This window comes from Pseudomonas sp. Irchel 3E19 (genome assembly GCF_900187585.1).
In the GTDB taxonomy this organism is placed as follows: Bacteria; Pseudomonadota; Gammaproteobacteria; order Pseudomonadales; family Pseudomonadaceae; genus Aquipseudomonas; species Aquipseudomonas baetica.
In genome coordinates this window covers 82072-98772 of record NZ_FYDT01000023.1, presented here as the reverse complement: position 1 = coordinate 98772, position 16701 = coordinate 82072, and the positions used below count along the sequence as shown (strand labels likewise).

General features: G+C 59.3%; 19 protein-coding genes. 5 read left to right on the top strand and 14 right to left on the bottom strand.

Annotated elements, in window-relative coordinates:
- Window positions 1-226 precede the first annotated feature (226 nt).
- The 3 genes from CKW18_RS16275 to CKW18_RS16265 all read right to left on the bottom strand — a co-directional run bounded on the left by CKW18_RS16275 (window position 227) and on the right by CKW18_RS16265 (window position 2407).
- Window positions 227-520 (bottom strand): hypothetical protein, encoded by a 294-nt coding sequence (locus tag CKW18_RS16275; RefSeq protein ID WP_095189727.1) that lies wholly within the window; start codon window positions 518-520, stop codon window positions 227-229.
- A gap of 116 nt (window positions 521-636) precedes the next feature.
- The gene (locus CKW18_RS16270) at window positions 637-1023 is read right to left on the bottom strand and encodes a cytochrome c family protein (RefSeq protein WP_095189726.1); all 387 of its coding nucleotides are present in this window, start codon (window positions 1021-1023) and stop codon (window positions 637-639) included.
- A 52-nt stretch (window positions 1024-1075) separates the two neighbouring features.
- Complete coding sequence (locus CKW18_RS16265) at window positions 1076-2407, bottom strand: PLP-dependent aminotransferase family protein (protein WP_095189725.1); 1332 nt, start codon at window positions 2405-2407, stop codon at window positions 1076-1078.
- 88 nt (window positions 2408-2495) lie between these two features.
- Here CKW18_RS16265 and CKW18_RS16260 point away from each other — a divergent pair, with 88 nt between their 5' ends.
- Complete coding sequence (locus CKW18_RS16260; protein WP_095189724.1) at window positions 2496-3389, top strand: DMT family transporter; 894 nt, start codon at window positions 2496-2498, stop codon at window positions 3387-3389.
- A gap of 3 nt (window positions 3390-3392) precedes the next feature.
- Here CKW18_RS16260 and CKW18_RS16255 read toward each other — a convergent pair whose 3' ends face one another.
- Window positions 3393-4208, bottom strand: coding sequence for an AraC family transcriptional regulator (locus tag CKW18_RS16255; RefSeq protein WP_095189723.1), 816 nt, complete (start codon window positions 4206-4208; stop codon window positions 3393-3395).
- Window positions 4209-4341: 133 nt separating this feature from the next.
- Between CKW18_RS16255 and CKW18_RS16250 the strand changes: the two genes are divergently transcribed.
- On the top strand, window positions 4342-4854 hold the full coding sequence (locus CKW18_RS16250) for a carboxymuconolactone decarboxylase family protein (RefSeq protein WP_095189722.1): 513 nt from the start codon (window positions 4342-4344) through the stop codon (window positions 4852-4854).
- A gap of 142 nt (window positions 4855-4996) precedes the next feature.
- On the opposite strand, the gene CKW18_RS16245 is transcribed toward CKW18_RS16250, so the two are convergent.
- Window positions 4997-6442: a SulP family inorganic anion transporter gene (locus CKW18_RS16245; RefSeq protein WP_095189721.1), complete on the bottom strand. Its 1446-nt coding sequence runs from the start codon at window positions 6440-6442 to the stop codon at window positions 4997-4999.
- Window positions 6443-6601: 159 nt separating this feature from the next.
- Between CKW18_RS16245 and CKW18_RS16240 the strand changes: the two genes are divergently transcribed.
- Complete coding sequence (locus CKW18_RS16240) at window positions 6602-6901, top strand: hypothetical protein (protein ID WP_095189720.1); 300 nt, start codon at window positions 6602-6604, stop codon at window positions 6899-6901.
- A gap of 96 nt (window positions 6902-6997) precedes the next feature.
- Window positions 6998-7543: a hypothetical protein gene (locus CKW18_RS16235; RefSeq protein WP_095189719.1), complete on the top strand. Its 546-nt coding sequence runs from the start codon at window positions 6998-7000 to the stop codon at window positions 7541-7543.
- Between the two features lie 40 nt (window positions 7544-7583).
- Here the strand turns inward: CKW18_RS16235 and CKW18_RS16230 are convergent, their stop codons facing one another.
- The 5 genes from CKW18_RS16230 to ggt form a co-directional block, all read right to left on the bottom strand.
- A complete protein-coding gene (locus tag CKW18_RS16230; RefSeq protein ID WP_095189718.1) occupies window positions 7584-8219 on the bottom strand; it encodes a hypothetical protein in 636 nt (211 codons plus the stop codon).
- A 128-nt stretch (window positions 8220-8347) separates the two neighbouring features.
- Window positions 8348-8806, bottom strand: a complete 459-nt coding sequence (locus tag CKW18_RS16225; protein WP_095189717.1) for an N-acetyltransferase — start codon at window positions 8804-8806, stop codon at window positions 8348-8350.
- A 96-nt stretch (window positions 8807-8902) separates the two neighbouring features.
- Entirely contained in the window at window positions 8903-9916 is a 1014-nt protein-coding gene (locus CKW18_RS16220; RefSeq protein WP_095189716.1) for a lysozyme inhibitor LprI family protein, read from the bottom strand.
- 122 nt (window positions 9917-10038) lie between these two features.
- Window positions 10039-10572: a cysteine hydrolase family protein gene (locus tag CKW18_RS16215; protein ID WP_095189715.1), complete on the bottom strand. Its 534-nt coding sequence runs from the start codon at window positions 10570-10572 to the stop codon at window positions 10039-10041.
- Window positions 10573-10638: 66 nt separating this feature from the next.
- Window positions 10639-12366: a gamma-glutamyltransferase gene (gene ggt / locus CKW18_RS16210; protein WP_095189714.1), complete on the bottom strand. Its 1728-nt coding sequence runs from the start codon at window positions 12364-12366 to the stop codon at window positions 10639-10641.
- Between the two features lie 151 nt (window positions 12367-12517).
- Between ggt and CKW18_RS16205 the strand changes: the two genes are divergently transcribed.
- Complete coding sequence (locus tag CKW18_RS16205; protein WP_095189713.1) at window positions 12518-13033, top strand: methylated-DNA--[protein]-cysteine S-methyltransferase; 516 nt, start codon at window positions 12518-12520, stop codon at window positions 13031-13033.
- An 82-nt stretch (window positions 13034-13115) separates the two neighbouring features.
- On the opposite strand, the gene CKW18_RS16200 is transcribed toward CKW18_RS16205, so the two are convergent.
- From CKW18_RS16200 to CKW18_RS16185, 4 genes are all read right to left on the bottom strand, one after another.
- Window positions 13116-13706, bottom strand: a complete 591-nt coding sequence (locus CKW18_RS16200; RefSeq protein ID WP_095189712.1) for an NUDIX domain-containing protein — start codon at window positions 13704-13706, stop codon at window positions 13116-13118.
- Window positions 13707-13813: 107 nt separating this feature from the next.
- Window positions 13814-14728 carry a RimK family alpha-L-glutamate ligase gene (locus tag CKW18_RS16195; RefSeq protein ID WP_095189711.1) on the bottom strand — a complete coding sequence of 305 codons (915 nt, stop codon included), beginning with the start codon at window positions 14726-14728 and terminating at the stop codon, window positions 13814-13816.
- Window positions 14729-14776: 48 nt separating this feature from the next.
- Window positions 14777-15520, bottom strand: coding sequence for an SDR family oxidoreductase (locus CKW18_RS16190; RefSeq protein WP_095189710.1), 744 nt, complete (start codon window positions 15518-15520; stop codon window positions 14777-14779).
- Window positions 15507-16658 (bottom strand): homoserine O-acetyltransferase, encoded by a 1152-nt coding sequence (locus CKW18_RS16185; protein WP_095189709.1) that lies wholly within the window; start codon window positions 16656-16658, stop codon window positions 15507-15509. The genes CKW18_RS16190 and CKW18_RS16185 overlap by 14 nt, the downstream gene beginning before the upstream one ends.
- Window positions 16659-16701: the final 43 nt, after the last annotated feature.

The following is a 16701-nucleotide window of genomic DNA, read 5'->3' as shown; positions in this document are numbered from 1 at the left end:
CCCCTCACCGAACTCTTCGAGCAGCTCCTTGGGGATTTTTGGTAGGTCACGCAGGGGTTTCTTTTTGGTTGGCATACATGCACCTCTTACTCATGTTATGCCCGAACACAAAATTTCTGACACCCCCCGCAACGCTTGAACCAACGGTTCCAAGTTAACAAATAAACAGCCCGGCCTGATCAGCCGGGCTTTTTCATGTCTGCCGGAACGCTGGATCAACGGCCCTTCAACTCTTTTTCAATTCGCACACACCGTTGGCCCGGTTCTTCCCGGTGTAAGACACCGCCGGCGAACCATCAGGATTGATACTCAACGAAATGGTCACCCCCGCGCCCTTGGCTTCAAAGTAGTTCTCGTTGAACTTCTTCAACTTGCCCTCCTTGCCATTGATATAGATTGGCCCGCCCTCATCGGCATGCACTTCGATGTTGCCGGGGCACGTCGCGTTTAGTTGAGGGATAGCGGCGTGGGCCATTGCGCTGGCGAGCAGCATGGGTGCTGCTAATAACAAAGACTTCATGGTGTGTTCCTCGATTGGGCGAAATGGATACACCAGTGTAGAGGCTAGCGCAGGGTAGTTGGTTCACATGACCACTATCCCCCTGCGGCAGCACATACAGGGGATCGCGCGGGTTGTTATTGCGGGAACGTCTGCAGATACGCCAACAGATTTTCCAGCTTCTCCTCATCACTCAGTCCCCAGAAAATCATCCGCGTTCCCGGCACTACGCCTTTCGGATCCTTCAGATAGGCCTTCAGCGTTTCGTGATCCCAGGTCACGCCTGAGTTTTTCATCGCATCGGAATACACATAGTTCGCCGAAGTCCCGGCAGGTCGGCCGATGATGCCGTTGAGTTGCGGGCCGAACCCCGGCCGCGCGGACTCGCCAACCTGATGGCAACCGCCGCACAGACGCGGGAAGATTTTCGCACCGGCCTCGGGGTCGCCTGCGGCGTGGGCAGCGCTGCCGAGCAGGCCTGCGGTGAGAGTCAGGGCGAGGCACAGTGAAGCGGTGTTTTTCATCAGGCGATCCAAGCGGTGTCGTGCAATTGGGGCAAGGCTAACACTTTGTGTTTTACAGATAAGCACCAACGACCTTTCTGACCGTGATCAACGCCTGGCGCAATACGTCCATGTCCACCGAGCCCAGCGCCAGGCGAATCGCGTGAGGCGTGTGTGTCGACACTGAAAACGGCTCGGCGGTGGTCACTGAAATCTGTTCGTGCATCAACTCCACGACAATCTGGTCGGCGCGCACGTCTTCCGGCAGCGGTAGCCATAAAAAATAGGAACACGGGTGTCCGATGCAGGGCAGCCCCTTCAGTAATTCGGTGGCCAATGCCTGACGAGCCCTGGCGTCGTCGCGCTTTTGTTCTTCAAGCACGGTGACGGTGCCGTCATCAAGCCAGCCGCAAGCTATCGCGGTCATTATTCCGGGGGTGTTCCAGGTGGTGGCGCGGATGATGCGCTCCAGTGCCGGCACCATGGGCACGGGCGCGGCGATGAAGCCGACGCGCAGACCGGTGGCGATATTCTTGGAAAGACCCGACACGTAAACCGTGCGCTCCGGCGCCAGTTCGATCAGTGTTGGCGGTGGGTTTTCCACCAGAAAGGCGTAGGCCGCATCCTCGATGATCGTCAGATCGTGCCGGCGGGCAATCGAGGCCAGTTGCTCGCGCTGCTCAAGCGGCATCACCCAGCCCAGCGGGTTATGCAACGTCGGCATGCTGTACACGGCGCGCACCGAGCGGCTGCGGCAGAGTGTGTCCAGTGCCACGAGATCCGGCCCGTGGTCGCTGACCGGGATCGCCAACACTTCCAGATGCAGCGCTTCGGCCAGCACTTTGAACCCGGAATAGGTCAGCGCATCCGCCGCAATCACATCGCCGGGTTTGAGCAACGCCATCAACGTCACCGCGAGGCCTTGCTGGGCGCCGTTGACGATCAGCATTTGCTCGGCCTCGACGCTAATGCCACGGCTCAGCAAATGACGCGCGACCGACGCCCGCTCGCGTTGGCGGCCGGCATGGGGTTGATAACGCAGCAGCGATTCCAGGTCCCCGGACAATGCCAATTGCCGCAACGCTGTACGCAGCAGATCGGCCTGACCGGGCAAGGACGGGTAGTTGAAATTGAGGTCGATCATGCCGACCGCCACGTCCTTCTGATCAATGCCCTGCCCCGGCGATAGCGAGGTTTCGCGCACAAAGGTGCCGCGCCCGGTTTCGCCGCTGACCAGCCCCATCGCCTCAAGCTCGGCGTACACCCGCGAGGCCGTGACCAGCGCCAGCCCTTCCTGCGTGGCCAGTTGCCGGTGTGTCGGCAGACGTGTGCCGGGCGCCAGACGTCCAGTGCGAATGTCGGCGGCGTAGGTGTCGACGAGGGTCTTGTAACGAGAGCGGGACATGTCGGGATGTATCCATGACAATTTTTTGATTGTCCTGATTCTCGATCATAGGATTCTCTCAAAGCAACCCACAATGAGTGTGAATCGTATGGAACGGACTTCAAACGTGAGCAACCCGGCACTGGAAAAAACCAGCGGCTGGATCAATGGCTTTATTGGCGTGGTGTTCTTCAGCGGCTCGCTGCCGGCTACGCGCCTGGCAGTGCTGGAGTTCGACCCGGTGTTTCTCACCGTCGCGCGCGCCGCCATTGCCGGCGTCCTGGCCGTTGCCCTGTTGTGGTTGTTCCGTGAGCGGCGACCGGCCAGAGATCAGTGGTTTTCATTGTTCATTGTGGCATTGGGCGTCGTGCTCGGCTTCCCGCTGCTGACGGCGCTGGCTTTGCAGCACGTGACATCGGCACATTCGATCGTCTTTGTCGGCTTGCTGCCATTGGCCACTGCGCTGTTTGGCGTCTTGCGCGGTGGCGAGCGTCCGCGCCCGGTATTCTGGTTCTTCTCGATCCTGGGCAGTGCGCTGGTGGTCGGGTTTGCCTTGTCGCAGGGATTGTCCGCCTCGCCTACCGGTGACCTGTTGATGCTGGCTTCGATTCTGGTGTGTGGTCTGGGTTATGCCGAAGGCGCAAAACTGTCGCGCACCCTCGGTGGCTGGCAGGTGATCTGTTGGGCGCTGGTACTGTCGCTGCCGCCGATGGCAGTCGCAAGCCTGTGGCTGGCCCCACCGTCGTTCAGCGGTATCAGCGTGTCGGCGTGGGTCTGTCTGGGCTACGTTTCGCTGTTCAGCATGCTGATCGCGTTCGTGTTCTGGTATCGCGGCCTGGCCCAGGGCGGGATTGCGGCAGTCGGTCAACTGCAATTGCTGCAGCCGTTTTTCGGCCTGGCGCTGGCGGCGACGTTGCTGCATGAACAGGTCAGTATCGGCATGCTGGCAGTAACGCTTGGGGTGATTCTGTGCGTGGCCGGGGCGAAGAAATTTGCCCGTTAACGTTCAGACGCCGGTCTTCCACTCCCGCGGGCTGAGCCCGGTCTTGCGGCGAAACGCTCGGGCCAGTGCCGAAGGACTTTCATAACCGACCTCTTGCGCGATCAGCGCCATTGGCCGGCCCTCGCGCAGACGTTTCTGCGCGAGGCTGATGCGCCAGCTCAGCAGATAGTCCGCCGGGGGCTGGCCGACGACGCGACGAAACTGCTCGGCAAATCCGGCGCGAGACAGATTGGCTGCCGTCGCCAATTCGGCCACGCTCCATGGCTTGGCCGGTTGTTCATGCATCACGTTCAAGGCGCGGGACAGGCGCGGATCGGCCAGCCCGGCGATCATTCCCGGTTGTTGATCGCGGCTGCTGATGAGATGACGTAACAGCAGAATCACCAGCAACTCGAACAGCCGATCCATCACCGCCACGCGCCCGCAATGACCTTCGAAAGCTTCCGTGAACAACCATTCCAGGGTAGCGCCCAACTCGGGTATCTCGCTGAGTTTGAGCACCAGACAGTCCGGCAGAGCCGCCGCCAAGGCATTGCCTGAGCCACCGTCAAACGTCAGCGTTGCGCAGACCAGTTGGGTGTCCATGGACTCGTCGGCCGACATGCGATGGGGAAACGGTCGGGGGAAAAAGATCAGCGATGGTTCGTTGAGCCTGACCTCGCGCTCGTTGCCCGGCTTGAGCAACAACTCGCCGGCCTGCAACAGATGGACATGCCCAGTCGGCTCGCCCTCATGAGCGCTGACGCCGCAAAAATCGCCGCTGTGAAACGTGCCGGCATGGACAGCGAAATGGCTGAGCAACGTGGAAAGGCGATCCATAGTGACTCCTTCAGCTGCATGTCTGGACGATCTGTCGCATATCCTCGACGATCCGCAGCCAAAGCACCAGACGTGCTGATTAACATCACCTCCATCGCCGGCGCACTTCGAGCCGGTCTTTCGGAGAATCACCATGAGCCGCATCAACGCTATCAGCCTCGAATCCGCCCCCGACACCACCCGCCCAGTGCTGGAAGGCGTGAAGAAGAAAATCGGTTTTCTGCCCAACGTGTTCAGCACACTGGCCAAGGCACCGGTAGCCCTCGAAACCTACCTGCAAGCTTCGACGATCCTCGGCAAAACTTCGCTGAGCGCCAAGGAGAAAGAAGCGGTTTACCTCGCCACGTCACAGGTCAACGGTTGCGATTATTGCCTGTCGGCCCATACCTTCTTTGCGAGTAAGGCCGGGCTGTCGGCGCAGGACATCGTCGCTGCGCGTCAGGGCGAACTTAACGCCTACGCCACCCTCGCCCAGCAAATCACGCAAAGTCGTGGTCACTTGAGCGACGAGCAGATCGCAGTCGCCCGCGCTGCCGGGATCGATGACAGCAAGATCATTGAAGTGATTGCGCTGGTGGCGGTGCAGTCGCTGACCAACTATCTGAACAATGCAGCGCTGACCGATATTGATTTCCCGGCGATCTGAAATCCGGGCCACACACAAAACCAATGTGGGAGCTGGCTTGCCAGCGATGGCGGTGGGTCAATCGACATCGATGTCGACTGATCCGACCTCATCGCTGGCAAGCCAGCTCCCACAGGGATTGAGTTGCTCCTGCAAAAGGGCTTCAGTCGTGAGCGACGCCGGCGCGTTTGAGCAGTTTTTTGCAGCGTTCCGACAGGTGAAACACCTGCAAATGCTTGCCAGCCTTTTCGTAACGCTCACGCAGGGTTTTCAGTGCGGCAATCGCCGAGTAGTCGACGAAGCTCAGATGCCGGCAATCCAGCGTCACCCGCGCCGGGTCATTGGCCGGGTCGAACTGATTCAGGAACGGCGTGGTCGAGGCGAAAAACAGCGTTCCGTGCAAGCGGTAGAGTTTGCTGCCGTCGGCTTCCAGATGTTCATCGGCGTACAACTCGCGGGCCTGCTGCCAGGCGAAATTCAGCGCGGCAATGATGATCCCGCAGAGCACGGCGGTGGCCAGGTCGGTGAACACGGTGATGGTGGTCACGGCGATGATCACCAGCACATCGTTGAGCGGCACTTTGTTCAACACCCGCAACGAGGCCCAGGCGAATGTCTGCTGCGACACCACAAACATCACCCCCACCAGCGCCGCCAGCGGAATGCGCTCGATCAGCGGCGACAGAAACAGGATGAACAACAGGATCAGCACGCCAGCCACTACGCCGGACAGACGCCCGCGCCCGCCGGAGCTCAGGTTGATCACGGTCTGGCCGATCATCGCGCAACCGCCCATGCCGCCGAATGCACCCGAGACCATGTTCGCCGCGCCGAGCGCCACGCACTCGCGATCCGGGTAGCCACGGGTTTCGGTGATTTCGTCGGTGAGGTTGAGGGTCAGCAGGGTTTCCAGCAGACCGACCAACGCCATCAGGATCGCGTAAGGCGCAATGATGCCGAGGGTTTCCCAGGTCCACGGAATGTCCGGCAAGGCGAAAGTCGGCAAACCGCCGGCAATGTGCGCCATGTCGCCGAGGGTGCGGGTTGGCAGGCCGAACAGGTAGACCAGCAGGCCCACCCCCAGAATGGCCACCAGTGCCGGCGGCACCGCACGGGTCAGGCGCGGCAGAATGTAGACGATGGCCATGGTCAACAGCACCAGCCCGGTCATCAGGTACAACGGCGTACCGCTGAGCCAGTCTTCACCGTTTTTGAAATGCTCCAGTTGCGCCAGCGCAATGATGATCGCCAGGCCGTTGACGAAGCCGAGCATCACCGGATGCGGCACCATGCGCACCAGTTTGCCCAGGCGCAACAGCCCGAACACCATCATGATCAGACCGCCCAGCAGCACCGTCACCAGCAGATATTGCACGCCGTGTTGCACCACCAGCGCGACGATCACCACCGCCATCGAACCCGCCGCGCCGGAAACCATCCCCGGCCGGCCACCAAACAATGCCGTCAGCGTACAAATGATGAAAGCGCCATACAGGCCCATCAGCGGGTTGAGGTGGGCCACCAGCGCAAACGCAATGCACTCGGGCAACAGGGCAAACGAGGTGGTGAGTCCGGCCAGGACATCAGCGCGCAGACGAATCGGTTTCATGGCTTACCTGATTGAGCGGCCGCTGAGCACGGCCTGCGATGTTCGCGAAAAAAGAGGGTTGCGGATGTTACGGAATTGTCCGGGATCGGGCCAGTGATCGCTGACACTTGGCGGCTGGCGCATTATGCTGGCGCGCTTGTGCATACATAGAGTTCAAACATGTCTTCATTACTCACCGCCCGCGAGGTTTGCCAGCGTTTGCGTGAAGCTGCGCTGGGTGTGCTCGCATTCAGTTGCGAAGCGCGCACCGAGGCCGGACTGGTCGCGGTCCATATCGAAGGCTGGTATCTGCTGCTGGATTTTCAAGGTGAGCGCTTGCATCACTGTGAATATGCACGCAACGCCGACGGCCATGAAGGCGCACTTGAGACGTGGCAGCGTTATGGCACGGACCCGGTGAGTCTGCTCAGTACGTGGGAATTGGCGCAGATCGAGAAACTGCTGACTGGGCGAGGCTGAAACGGACCCATCGCCAGTGAATATGCAGGGGTGGTTGCTCGATGATGGCACTCTGCCCATAATTCGCGCCCCTACATTCCCACGCAAGGAACTGCCGTGAAGAAGTCGTTGTTGTTGATCCCGATGCTGGCGCTGTTGCTGCAAGGTTGTGGCATGACCATGCTCCGCTACGAGCCGAACTACGAAAACGTCCAGAAGCTCAAACAAACTCCGCCGCTGCACGCGATCAGCAATCCTCAGGTCACTGCCGAGTCCGGTGAAGGTTCACTGATGGTGCGCGCCAACCCAGTCCGTTCGCCGTCCGGCAGCATCCCGGCGCACATTCAGGATGCGATCACCGAAGAACTGCGCAAGGCTGGCCTGCTGGATCCGCAAGCTCAGCGGCAGTTGAAAGTGCTGGTGGTGAAGAATGAACTGACCGCTGGCATGGGCACGGGTAACGGCAAGCTGGCTGCGCGCTTCACCCTGCTTAACGGCAACGATGTGGTGTACGACGCGACCAAGGATGTCAGCAGCCAGTGGAGCAGCAGCTTCTTCGGTTTCATTGCGATCCCGAACGCGGTCAACGCTTACAACCCGATGCTGCGAGACCTGCTGAAGGAACTGTACAGCGATCCGCAGTTTATTCAGGCATTGAAGTAACAGACAAAAAAAGAGCCGCAATCGCGGCTCTTTTTTTGGCTTAGGCCCGTGGAATGCGGGTTTCCAGCGCCGAGTACTTCAGGCTGTTGGTCTCGACCACTTGCTTGAGCAGCGCGTTGACCTGACGGGTGAACGTGTCGGTCACGGCCTTGTTCGTCGTGTTGCCCATCAACGGGATAAACCAGATGCCAATCCAGGTGCCGACCGCGTCGTGATTACTCGCGGTGGTCAGTGCCTGACCTTGGCCATCCACGGCTTCCAGGCTCATGGTGTACTGATCGGTGCCATAAGCCGGGATTACCATCATGCTGAAACCACTGACGTAGGCCAGCACCATCGAACCGGCATTCGGCGGATGGTTGTAGACCTTCAGGCGCAGATTGTAGTCGCCCGGCTGCTTCTGGAACTCGTCCAGGGTGACACGGCCGAACAGACCGGAATCGGTCAGAATTTTTTGCAGCTGCGGCTTGAGCTGATCGCGTGCCTGCGGCACTTCTGTGGCGGAGGCGCTTTTCGGCTCGCCCTGATAGAAGTCGAAATCGACGTAGACGTTAGGCTTGTTGGTGTAGTTGGCCATCGACGGCATTGTCACCGGCGCCACTTCGTCTTTGGTGAAACTGGCACAACCGCCCAGCGCGAGCACCAGGCCCAGCGCCAGAATTTTCCCGAATTGCATGATGTCCGTCCCTTTATGAACAATGCTGAATGATGGCAATGCGCCTCTACTACAAAGGCCGGGCGGATTCTAGAGAGAGTGATCGGCTGGGGAAAGCCTGAATTTGGCAATTCGAGAAAAATATTTGCTCAGTCCTGCCGCAAATCGAGGAGGTAGGTGTAGTAACCCGTATCTCGCACATAGCCCAGCGACTCGTACAAACCCTGCGCGGTGACATTGTCGGTCGCGGTCTCCAGCACCAGACCTTTGGCACCGGTCTGCAGCGCGAAGTCTCGTGCGGTGTTCATCAACAGTCTGCCGACCCCGCGACCACGGGCGGCAGGCGTGGTGAACAGGTCACTGAGCAGCCAGGTGCGATGGGCGTCGATGGAGGAAAACGTCGGGTACAACTGCACAAAGCCCAGCACTTCAGCCTTGTCATCCTGAGCGAGAAAAATCACTGATTCGTTGCCGGCCATGCGCTCGGCGATGAACGCTCGTGATTGTTCAAGGTTCGACGGTTGTTCGTAGAAACACCGATAAGCGTCGAACAATGGCGCTACCGCATCCAGATGGGTCGCGTTCGCCCGTAGTGCCTGAATAGTCATGGCCGTCATCCGTTTGAAATCAATGATCGAACCAGCATAGCGCTGTCAGTTGAGTGCGCTGGATTTACCGCTAACAAGCGATGCATGGCCATGGATTCAGGGCATGAATTCCACGGGGAGATCCTGATAGCTTTTCTTGCTTTCATTCCAGGCTTGCAGGGCATCGGGTAGACGGGTTTTCCATTGCGCCGCGTTGGTGTAATAGCGCAGGAACGCTTGGCCTTTGGCATCGTAGGTCTGTAACAACACCCAGAAACGCGCGTCAGTTGAATACATGACGATGCCGGTGCCGCCTAGACCGCGCATCCACATTTGCGCGACCTGGCTACCTGGCACATCGCTTGAAGGCTCACCGGCCATCAAAGAGCCGGATAATTCCACCAGTCTCTGATAGTCATCCTTGAGCAGTTTGTGCAGGGCCTGGTTTTCTTCTGGCGTTCGCGCCAGGCCAAGGCTGAGCATGTCGTAATCCAGCGTCAACGGTTGCTGCGAGGCGACAAACCGACCGGTGTAGTACACGCCCATGCCGGCGCTGCAATAGCCACCCGAGCCAACTGGCGAGATATCCAGCACGCCATTGACGGGCGTGAAACTCAGGTTGCATTCGCCTTCGCTGTAAAAGGCTCCATCGCCCTTGAGCGTGGCGACTCCCTCCAGATCCCCGGAATTGGCACCCTCACCCGCCGTGATGTCGAAGGCGATGTGCGTGGCATCACGACGCTGAGTGATCACCATGGCCGATGTTGAAGAACTTGGCGGAATGAGTTGCCAGGTCGCGTCCCAACTGAAGGGCTCAGTGGCATGTTCAAGTTCGGCAAGGCGCATCAGGTACGCTCGGCGTAAGCAGGCCGCTGAGTCGCCACAGGCGTTGCGATTTTTCAGCCATTGCCGTTGATCTGTCTTGAGGACGTTGGGATTAGGGACTTTGGCCAGGATCGAGCGCCAACGCTCTGCGAGTTTATCGTCAAGGCCTGAAATATCCGGAGTGCTGCAGATGGCCTTTTCAGTCTTGCTGACAGCACTGGCGCAATCAAAACTGCTGGCGTGAATAACGGAGGCAAACGCGAGAGAAGTCAGCGCCAAGGCGTGACGGAAGTTGAAAGCGAGCATCGAGAGGATTCCATTCTTCAGGCGGCGGGCAGTATGCCAGTGCTGCCGCGGGAAATCCTCGGTGTACACAACGGTTTCTGGAAAACGCGAACCCCGTGGGAGCGAGCCTGCAGGGGGTGTAGTCAGAACACGATATCGGCGGCGGGTTTGACATCGATCCGCGCCACGGAGCCGGTCAGGTGCGCCAGGTCCTTGTTGTGTTCGGCGATGATGTCTTCGGCGCTCATGTTGCCGTTGTCGACGGTGGAGTGCGCGTCTGAGGCGAGCACCACGTCGTAGCCCAGTTGATGGGCCTGGCGCACGGTGGCGTTGACACAGTAGTCGGTCTGCAGGCCGCAGATCACCAATCGTTCGAAATCCTCTCCGGGCAGCAGTTTGCGCAGGTCAGTCTGGTAGAACGAATCCCGTGTGGTCTTGCGTACGCGCAAATCCTGCGGGGACGTTTCAAGTCCTTCGGCCAGTTGCCAGCCTTCGGCGCCATGGGCCAGCGGGCTGTCCTTTTCCTCATGCTGAATCAGCACCACTGGCACCCCGGCCTGGCGCGCGCGGGCGCTGAGGGCGTTGATGGTTTCGATCACGCGATGGATGTCGTGGCACTGGTATTCGCCCGAGCACAGGGCGCGCTGGACGTCGATGATCAGTAATGCGGTGGTCATGGTGTGACTTCCTTGATCGATACTGAAGACAGGGGCAGACGTACGCCCGCCCCCTTTTTACGCCTCTCAGTAACCCAGTGACAACCCGGTATTGCGGCGTGGATCGTTGGCGCCGTAGAAGCGGTTTTTGCCGACCGGTTTGCCGCCCAGCGACGGCGCGCCGACCAGAATCGCAGCGATGTGGTTGGCGTCCTGCGGCCCGGCAAATTTATGACCCCAGCTTTCGAGGATCTTCTTCGTGTCCGGGCTGGCGGCGAAGTCTTCGAGGTTGGTTTCTTCCGGCATCCATTGCTGGTGGAAGCGCGGCGCATCGACCGCTTCCTGCAGGCCCATGCCGTAGTCGATGACGTTGAGCATGGTCAGCAGAGTAGCGGTGATGATGCGGCTGCCGCCCGGGGTGCCGACCACCATCACCACCTTGCCATCCTTGGTGACAATGGTCGGGCTCATCGACGACAGCGGCGCCTTGCCCGGCGCGATGGCGTTGGCCTCGCCCTGCACCAGACCGTACATGTTCGGCACGCCGACTTTGGAAGTGAAGTCATCCATTTCGTCGTTGAGAATCACCCCGGTCTTGCTCGCCATCACACCCGCGCCGAACCAGTCATTAAGGGTGTAGGTGACCGAGACCGCGTTGCCCCACCTGTCGACAATCGAATAATGGGTAGTGTTGCTGCCTTCATGAGGCGCGACGCCCGGTTTCAATTCGGCAGAGACGCCAGCCTTTTGCGGCTGGATGGCATCACGCAGTTTGGTCGCGTAGTTCTTTTCCAGCAGGTGCTCGATCGGATTTTTCACAAAGTCCGGATCGCCGAGGTAGCTGTTGCGATCGACATACGCGTGGCGCATGGCTTCAATCTGGTAATGCATGCCCTGGGCTGAATGGAAGCCCAGATCCTTCATCGGATAGCCTTCGAGAATGTTCATGATCTGGCAGATCACCACCCCGCCCGAGCTTGGCGGTGGCGCCGAAACGACGTGGTAGCCACGGTAGTCACACTCCACCGGTGCCAGTTCACGGGTTTTGTATTTGTCGAGGTCGGCCTGGGTGATGATGCCCTTGTTGGCCTGACTGGAGGTGACAATGGCGTCGGCCACCCAGCCTTTATAAAAACCGTCGGCACCCTTTTCGGAAATAGTGCGCAGGGTTTTGCCCAGATCTTTCTGCACCAGTTTCTGCCCGACCTGCATCGGCTCGCCGTTACTGAGGAAGATCGAACCGGAATCGCGCATGTCCTTCTTGAATACGTCCGTGGCGTATTCCAGCAACTCGACATCGCCTTGCTGTAACTCAAAACCGTCTTCAGCCAGTTTGATCGCCGGGGCGATCATCTCTTTGCGCTGCTTGGTGCCGTACTTGCTCAGCGCCAGCTCCATGCCCGACACGGTGCCCGGCACCGCCACCGCGAGGTGACCACGGGTGCTCAGATCCGGAACGACGTTGCCGTCCTTGTCCAGATACATGTTGGCAGTCGCCGCCAGCGGAGCTTTTTCGCGGAAATCGAGGAAAGTCTTGCGCCCGTCCGCCAGTTGAATGGTCATGAAACCGCCACCACCGAGGTTGCCCGCTGCGGGATAAACCACCGCCAGCGCATAACCGACGGCAACCGCCGCATCCACGGCGTTACCACCGCTTTTCAGCACATCGACGCCGACATGCGTGGCCAGATGTTGTGCGGTGACCACCATGCCGTTTTCAGCGGCAACCGGTGCCACCGAGGCGGCGTGAGCCATGAGGCAACTGAGTGCCAGTGAGGTCGCTATCAGCGATTTGGCCAAAGGTTCGTACTTCATGAGTCGATCTCTTTTTTGTTTTAGGGGCTGTGCAAAGCAGAGGTGGAACGCTTCCGGAGCAACAAGCAGTATGGTCGGGTTTGCGGTTTGCGCCTCCCTGATCAGGCAGTATGCTGGGCGCTGTTGCCGTGCCGGTCCGGAGATTGCTCGCATGTCTTTTACGTTCATCACCCTGCCCTCACCGGTCGGCGAATTGAAGCTGGTCGCGAACGGATCACGACTGGCGGCCATCCTCTGGGAAAACGACAAACCGAACCGGGTGCGCCTTGGGCCGATGAGTGAAGCGCCGGGCAACCCGATCCTGATGAAAACCGCGCGGCAACTTGCAGAATATTTTGCCGGGACGCGTGATCGCTTTGATTTGGAGCTGGACTTTGTCGGCACCGATTTTCAGAAAAAAGTCTGGGCGGCGTTGCTGACCATTCCGTTTGGCGAAACCCGCACTTACAGCCAGATCGCCGAGCAGATCGGAAATCCGACAGCCGTGCGCGCGGTGGGAGCGGCGAATGGCCGTAATCCGATTTCGATTGTGGCGCCGTGTCATCGGGTCATTGGCGCGTCGGGGAAGTTGACCGGGTTTGCGGGTGGGCTGGAGGCAAAAGAGCGGTTGCTGGTGCTGGAGGGTGGTGACTGGACGGCGGCAGGCAGGACTGGGGAGTTGTTTTAGATGATCAGAAGATCGCAGCCTGCGGCAGCTCCTACAGAGGGAACGTATTTCAATGCAGCTGCCGCAGGCTGCGATCTTTGCTTTATCGGGCGAACAGATTGTTCATCGCCGCATACTGCAACAGCATGATGGTCTTGGCGTCGCAGATCTCGCCGCGCTGGAACGCCGCCAGCGCCTCATGGAAACCCCATTCCAGCACTTCCAGTTCTTCGGTTTCTTCTTCCAGGCCACCGCCCTCGCTGACCTTTGATTGCGCGTCGTACTCGGCAATGAAAAAGTGCAGTTTCTCGGTCACCGAACCGGGACTCATGTAAGCCTCGAATACCTTCTTCACGTCGTGCACACGGTAGCCGGTTTCCTCTTCGGCCTCGTCGCGAATCCGCTGTTCCGGCGCCGCACCTTCCAGCAGCCCGGCTGCCACTTCGATCAGCAATCCATCGTGACCGTTGACGAACACCGGCAGACGGAATTGGCGGGTCAGCACCACCGTGCGCTTTTCGCGATTGAACAACAGGATCGCCGCACCATTGCCACGGTCATAGACCTCGCGTGTCTGCCGCTGCCAGTCACCGTTGTTACGCAGGTAGTCAAAGGTGATTTTCTTCAACAGGTACCAGTCGTGGGACAACACCTGAGTGTCGACAATGCTGACCCGCTCGGCTGTCTTGGTCATGACGCCTGATCCTTGTGCCATCGGAAAACGCCCATATTCGGGTAATCGCGCGCACAAAAAAAGCCCGGCAATGCTGTCGGGCTTGTTTACTGGCGTTCACGGATGTTTCAGAGATCGACCAGGCGCCTGTCAATGCGCTTGAGCACACCTTCGATCAGGTTCATCGCGCTGTCAGCCCGAAACGGCAGGTTGAGCGAGGGTTCGCAAATCTCCATTTCCATGATCATCGGCCGACCGTCATAGTCGCGGATCACGTCGACCCGGCCGTAGAGCAACGGCAACTCAAGCCCGAGCACCTCGGCAGAAGCCACCAGCGCCGATAGCGCTACCGCCTGCTCTTCTGCATCCGCCTCGCGCGGCTGGCGAAACTCGGGGGTCGGCACATTCACCGTACCGTCCGCCATGAGCATGGCGCCCTTGCGGATGGAATGGCTGAACGTGTTATCGAAGAAGGTCAGGTCTGTCTCGCCGTAGGTGTCGATGGTGGTGATGTACGGCTGAATGATCACGTGCGAACCGCGCTTTTGCAGGGCGCGGATGTGCGCCAGCGCGGCCTCGGAACCGGCGCGGACAAACCTTTTCACCCCGCGCGAATACGAGCCGATCGTCGGTTTGACGACAAATTCGTGGCTGTCGGTGTTCGCCTCGAGAAAATCAGCCAGATAACCCTCGGGGGCATCGTCGGGCGCCAGGAACACACTGGGAATAATCGGCACGCCGTGCGCAGCAATGTCCTTCAGGTACAGCTTGTTCAATCCCCACCGGGCCACGGACGGCACGTTCAACAGACAAGTCAGTGCATGCACCTTGTCGCACCAGGCAAAAAATCCGTCGAGGTTTTCAATGCAGTCCCAGGGTGAGCGGATCAACACCGCATCGTAGGCTGCCCAATCGATTGACTGATCATCCCAGAAGCACACATCGGCGTTGATCGCCAGTTGCTTGCAGGCTTCCAGCAATGGCGGCATGTCGTAGTCAATGTGCAAGTTCGGCTTATCGGTGACGAGTGCAAGCTTAATCATGAAGAATCCTTTCTACTGAACAGTTAGAAGCAGAAAAACAGCAACGACTTACCAGGGAATCACACGGTCCTGATGGCGGTAAGTGCCAGTGGGGCCATCTGCACCGATCAGCGCCAGAGCGACACTGGTCCGCGCACCTTCTTGCACGTCGAGATCACCGGCGCCGTCATTCATGCCGGTTTTGGTGTAGCCGGGATGCACCGCATTGACCTTGACGGGCGTGTCGCGAAGTTCGTAAGCCAGGTGAACCGTCCACGAATTCACCCCGCTTTTACTGGCGCTGTAGCCCGGCAAGGACTTGAACATGGGGGAATAGGCGTATGAGTCCACATTGGTATGCGTGGTGAGCGATGCCAGCAGACTGGATACGTTGACGATGCGTCCGGCCGCAGATTGGCGAATCAGCGGCAGACAATGCTGGGTCACCGCGACCATGCCGAACAGATTGGTTTCAAACGTCTGTCGCCACTGTTGAAGTGGCTGTTGCGACGGGTTCAGCCCGTAGGACTCGATACGGATCGCGGCGTTATTGATCAGGATATCCAGTCGACCGAACTTCGCCTCGATCAGTCTGACGGCCGAGGCGATGCTGTCTTCATCCGTGACATCCAGCTGGCACGGGAACACCTTGAGCCCCACGGCGATCAGCGCATCGGCCGCCTGAGCGACAGCCTGGTAATTCCTGCCACTGAGCAGCACAGTCACCCCCTCGGCGGCCAGTTGTCGCGCCACCTCGAAACCGATGCCACGGTTGGCGCCGGTCACTAATGCAACCTTGTCAAAATCGTTCATCGTGCAACTCCAGACAACGCTCCGACCTGCCCGCTGGGAGGACGGAACCAATACGCTTCATGAAATGGTCCAGCAGCGGCCCGAACGCCCGCAGATCGGTCAGAAAGGCGTCGTGCCCGTCCGGGCAATCGAGCCGGACAAAGGTCACCTCTGCACCATCCTGCTCAAGCCCTTGAGCGATGTACTGCTGTTGCGCGACAGGAAACAGCGTGTCGCTCTCGACGCCGACCACCAGAACCTGCTCCAGCCCGGCAGTCTGAAAACCGCCCTGCGGTTGCTTCAGACAGGCATAGAGATCAATCGCGCGGCTTAACTGCAGATAACTGTTGGGGTCGAAATCCCGTGCGAATCGCCAGGCATTGGCCTGCAGATAGTCCTCGACTTCAAAGTCGTGGGTCATGCCGGCGGATTTTCCTGCCGACTGATCGCTGCGGCTGAAACGGCGATTCAATTGCGCGCCGGAGCGGTAACTCAACAGGCCGATCTTGCGGGCCAGCGTCATGCCGTGGACCGGACGCGCATCCGGCGAATACTCCCCACCGGCCCAAAGCGGATCACTGCGGATGGCTTCCCGCTGCAATGAACGCAAGGCTGTAGACACGGGAAGCGAACTGGCCGCACCGCACAAATTGATGTGATGCCGGACAAAACCCGGATGCCGGGTCAACAGGGCCAGCGCGCACATACCCCCCATCGAAGCACCGATCAGGCAGTTCACTTCCTCCATGCCCAGCGCTTTCACGGCCATGACGATCGTGTCGACGATGTCTTCGATGCTCAGTTCGGGAAAGCGCGACTGGTAAGGTTGGCCACTCGCGCGCTCGGTGGACATCGGCCCCGTCGAGCCCTTGCAACCACCCAGGTAGTTGAAACAGATCACATACCAGCGGTCTGTATCGATCGGCTTGCCTGAACCTGCAAAGTCCTCCCACCAACCTGTCTCAGGATCGCGGACGACACTGCAGACGTGGCTGTTGGCGGACATGCCGGGCAGCACCAGGACGATGTTGTCGCGACGATCATTCAGTTGTCCGAACGTCTCATACGTCAGCCTGAAATCTTCCAGTACACCTCCACGATGCATTGGAAACGGGCGCGCGAACTCGATGTAATCTGCTGCCGGAAGAGTTTCCACCATGATGCTAATCCCTTAGAGCGCCTGCTTCGCCAAGTAACCGGTT

What these genes read in the sequence shown, in the direction of transcription:
- CKW18_RS16275 (WP_095189727.1), bottom strand. Translation starts at nt 520, where the DNA reads ATGAAGTCTTTGTTATTAGCAGCACCCATGCTGCTCGCCAGCGCAATG.
- CKW18_RS16270 (WP_095189726.1), bottom strand. Translation starts at nt 1,023, where the DNA reads ATGAAAAACACCGCTTCACTGTGCCTCGCCCTGACTCTCACCGCAGGC.
- CKW18_RS16265 (WP_095189725.1), bottom strand. Translation starts at nt 2,407, where the DNA reads ATGTCCCGCTCTCGTTACAAGACCCTCGTCGACACCTACGCCGCCGAC.
- CKW18_RS16260 (WP_095189724.1), top strand. Translation starts at nt 2,496, where the DNA reads ATGGAACGGACTTCAAACGTGAGCAACCCGGCACTGGAAAAAACCAGC.
- CKW18_RS16255 (WP_095189723.1), bottom strand. Translation starts at nt 4,208, where the DNA reads ATGGATCGCCTTTCCACGTTGCTCAGCCATTTCGCTGTCCATGCCGGC.
- CKW18_RS16250 (WP_095189722.1), top strand. Translation starts at nt 4,342, where the DNA reads ATGAGCCGCATCAACGCTATCAGCCTCGAATCCGCCCCCGACACCACC.
- CKW18_RS16245 (WP_095189721.1), bottom strand. Translation starts at nt 6,442, where the DNA reads ATGAAACCGATTCGTCTGCGCGCTGATGTCCTGGCCGGACTCACCACC.
- CKW18_RS16240 (WP_095189720.1), top strand. Translation starts at nt 6,602, where the DNA reads ATGTCTTCATTACTCACCGCCCGCGAGGTTTGCCAGCGTTTGCGTGAA.
- CKW18_RS16230 (WP_095189718.1), bottom strand. Translation starts at nt 8,219, where the DNA reads ATGCAATTCGGGAAAATTCTGGCGCTGGGCCTGGTGCTCGCGCTGGGC.
- CKW18_RS16225 (WP_095189717.1), bottom strand. Translation starts at nt 8,806, where the DNA reads ATGACTATTCAGGCACTACGGGCGAACGCGACCCATCTGGATGCGGTA.
- CKW18_RS16220 (WP_095189716.1), bottom strand. Translation starts at nt 9,916, where the DNA reads ATGCTCGCTTTCAACTTCCGTCACGCCTTGGCGCTGACTTCTCTCGCG.
- CKW18_RS16215 (WP_095189715.1), bottom strand. Translation starts at nt 10,572, where the DNA reads ATGACCACCGCATTACTGATCATCGACGTCCAGCGCGCCCTGTGCTCG.
- ggt (WP_095189714.1), bottom strand. Translation starts at nt 12,366, where the DNA reads ATGAAGTACGAACCTTTGGCCAAATCGCTGATAGCGACCTCACTGGCA.
- CKW18_RS16205 (WP_095189713.1), top strand. Translation starts at nt 12,518, where the DNA reads ATGTCTTTTACGTTCATCACCCTGCCCTCACCGGTCGGCGAATTGAAG.
- CKW18_RS16200 (WP_095189712.1), bottom strand. Translation starts at nt 13,706, where the DNA reads ATGACCAAGACAGCCGAGCGGGTCAGCATTGTCGACACTCAGGTGTTG.
- CKW18_RS16195 (WP_095189711.1), bottom strand. Translation starts at nt 14,728, where the DNA reads ATGATTAAGCTTGCACTCGTCACCGATAAGCCGAACTTGCACATTGAC.
- CKW18_RS16190 (WP_095189710.1), bottom strand. Translation starts at nt 15,520, where the DNA reads ATGAACGATTTTGACAAGGTTGCATTAGTGACCGGCGCCAACCGTGGC.
- CKW18_RS16185 (WP_095189709.1), bottom strand. Translation starts at nt 16,658, where the DNA reads ATGGTGGAAACTCTTCCGGCAGCAGATTACATCGAGTTCGCGCGCCCG.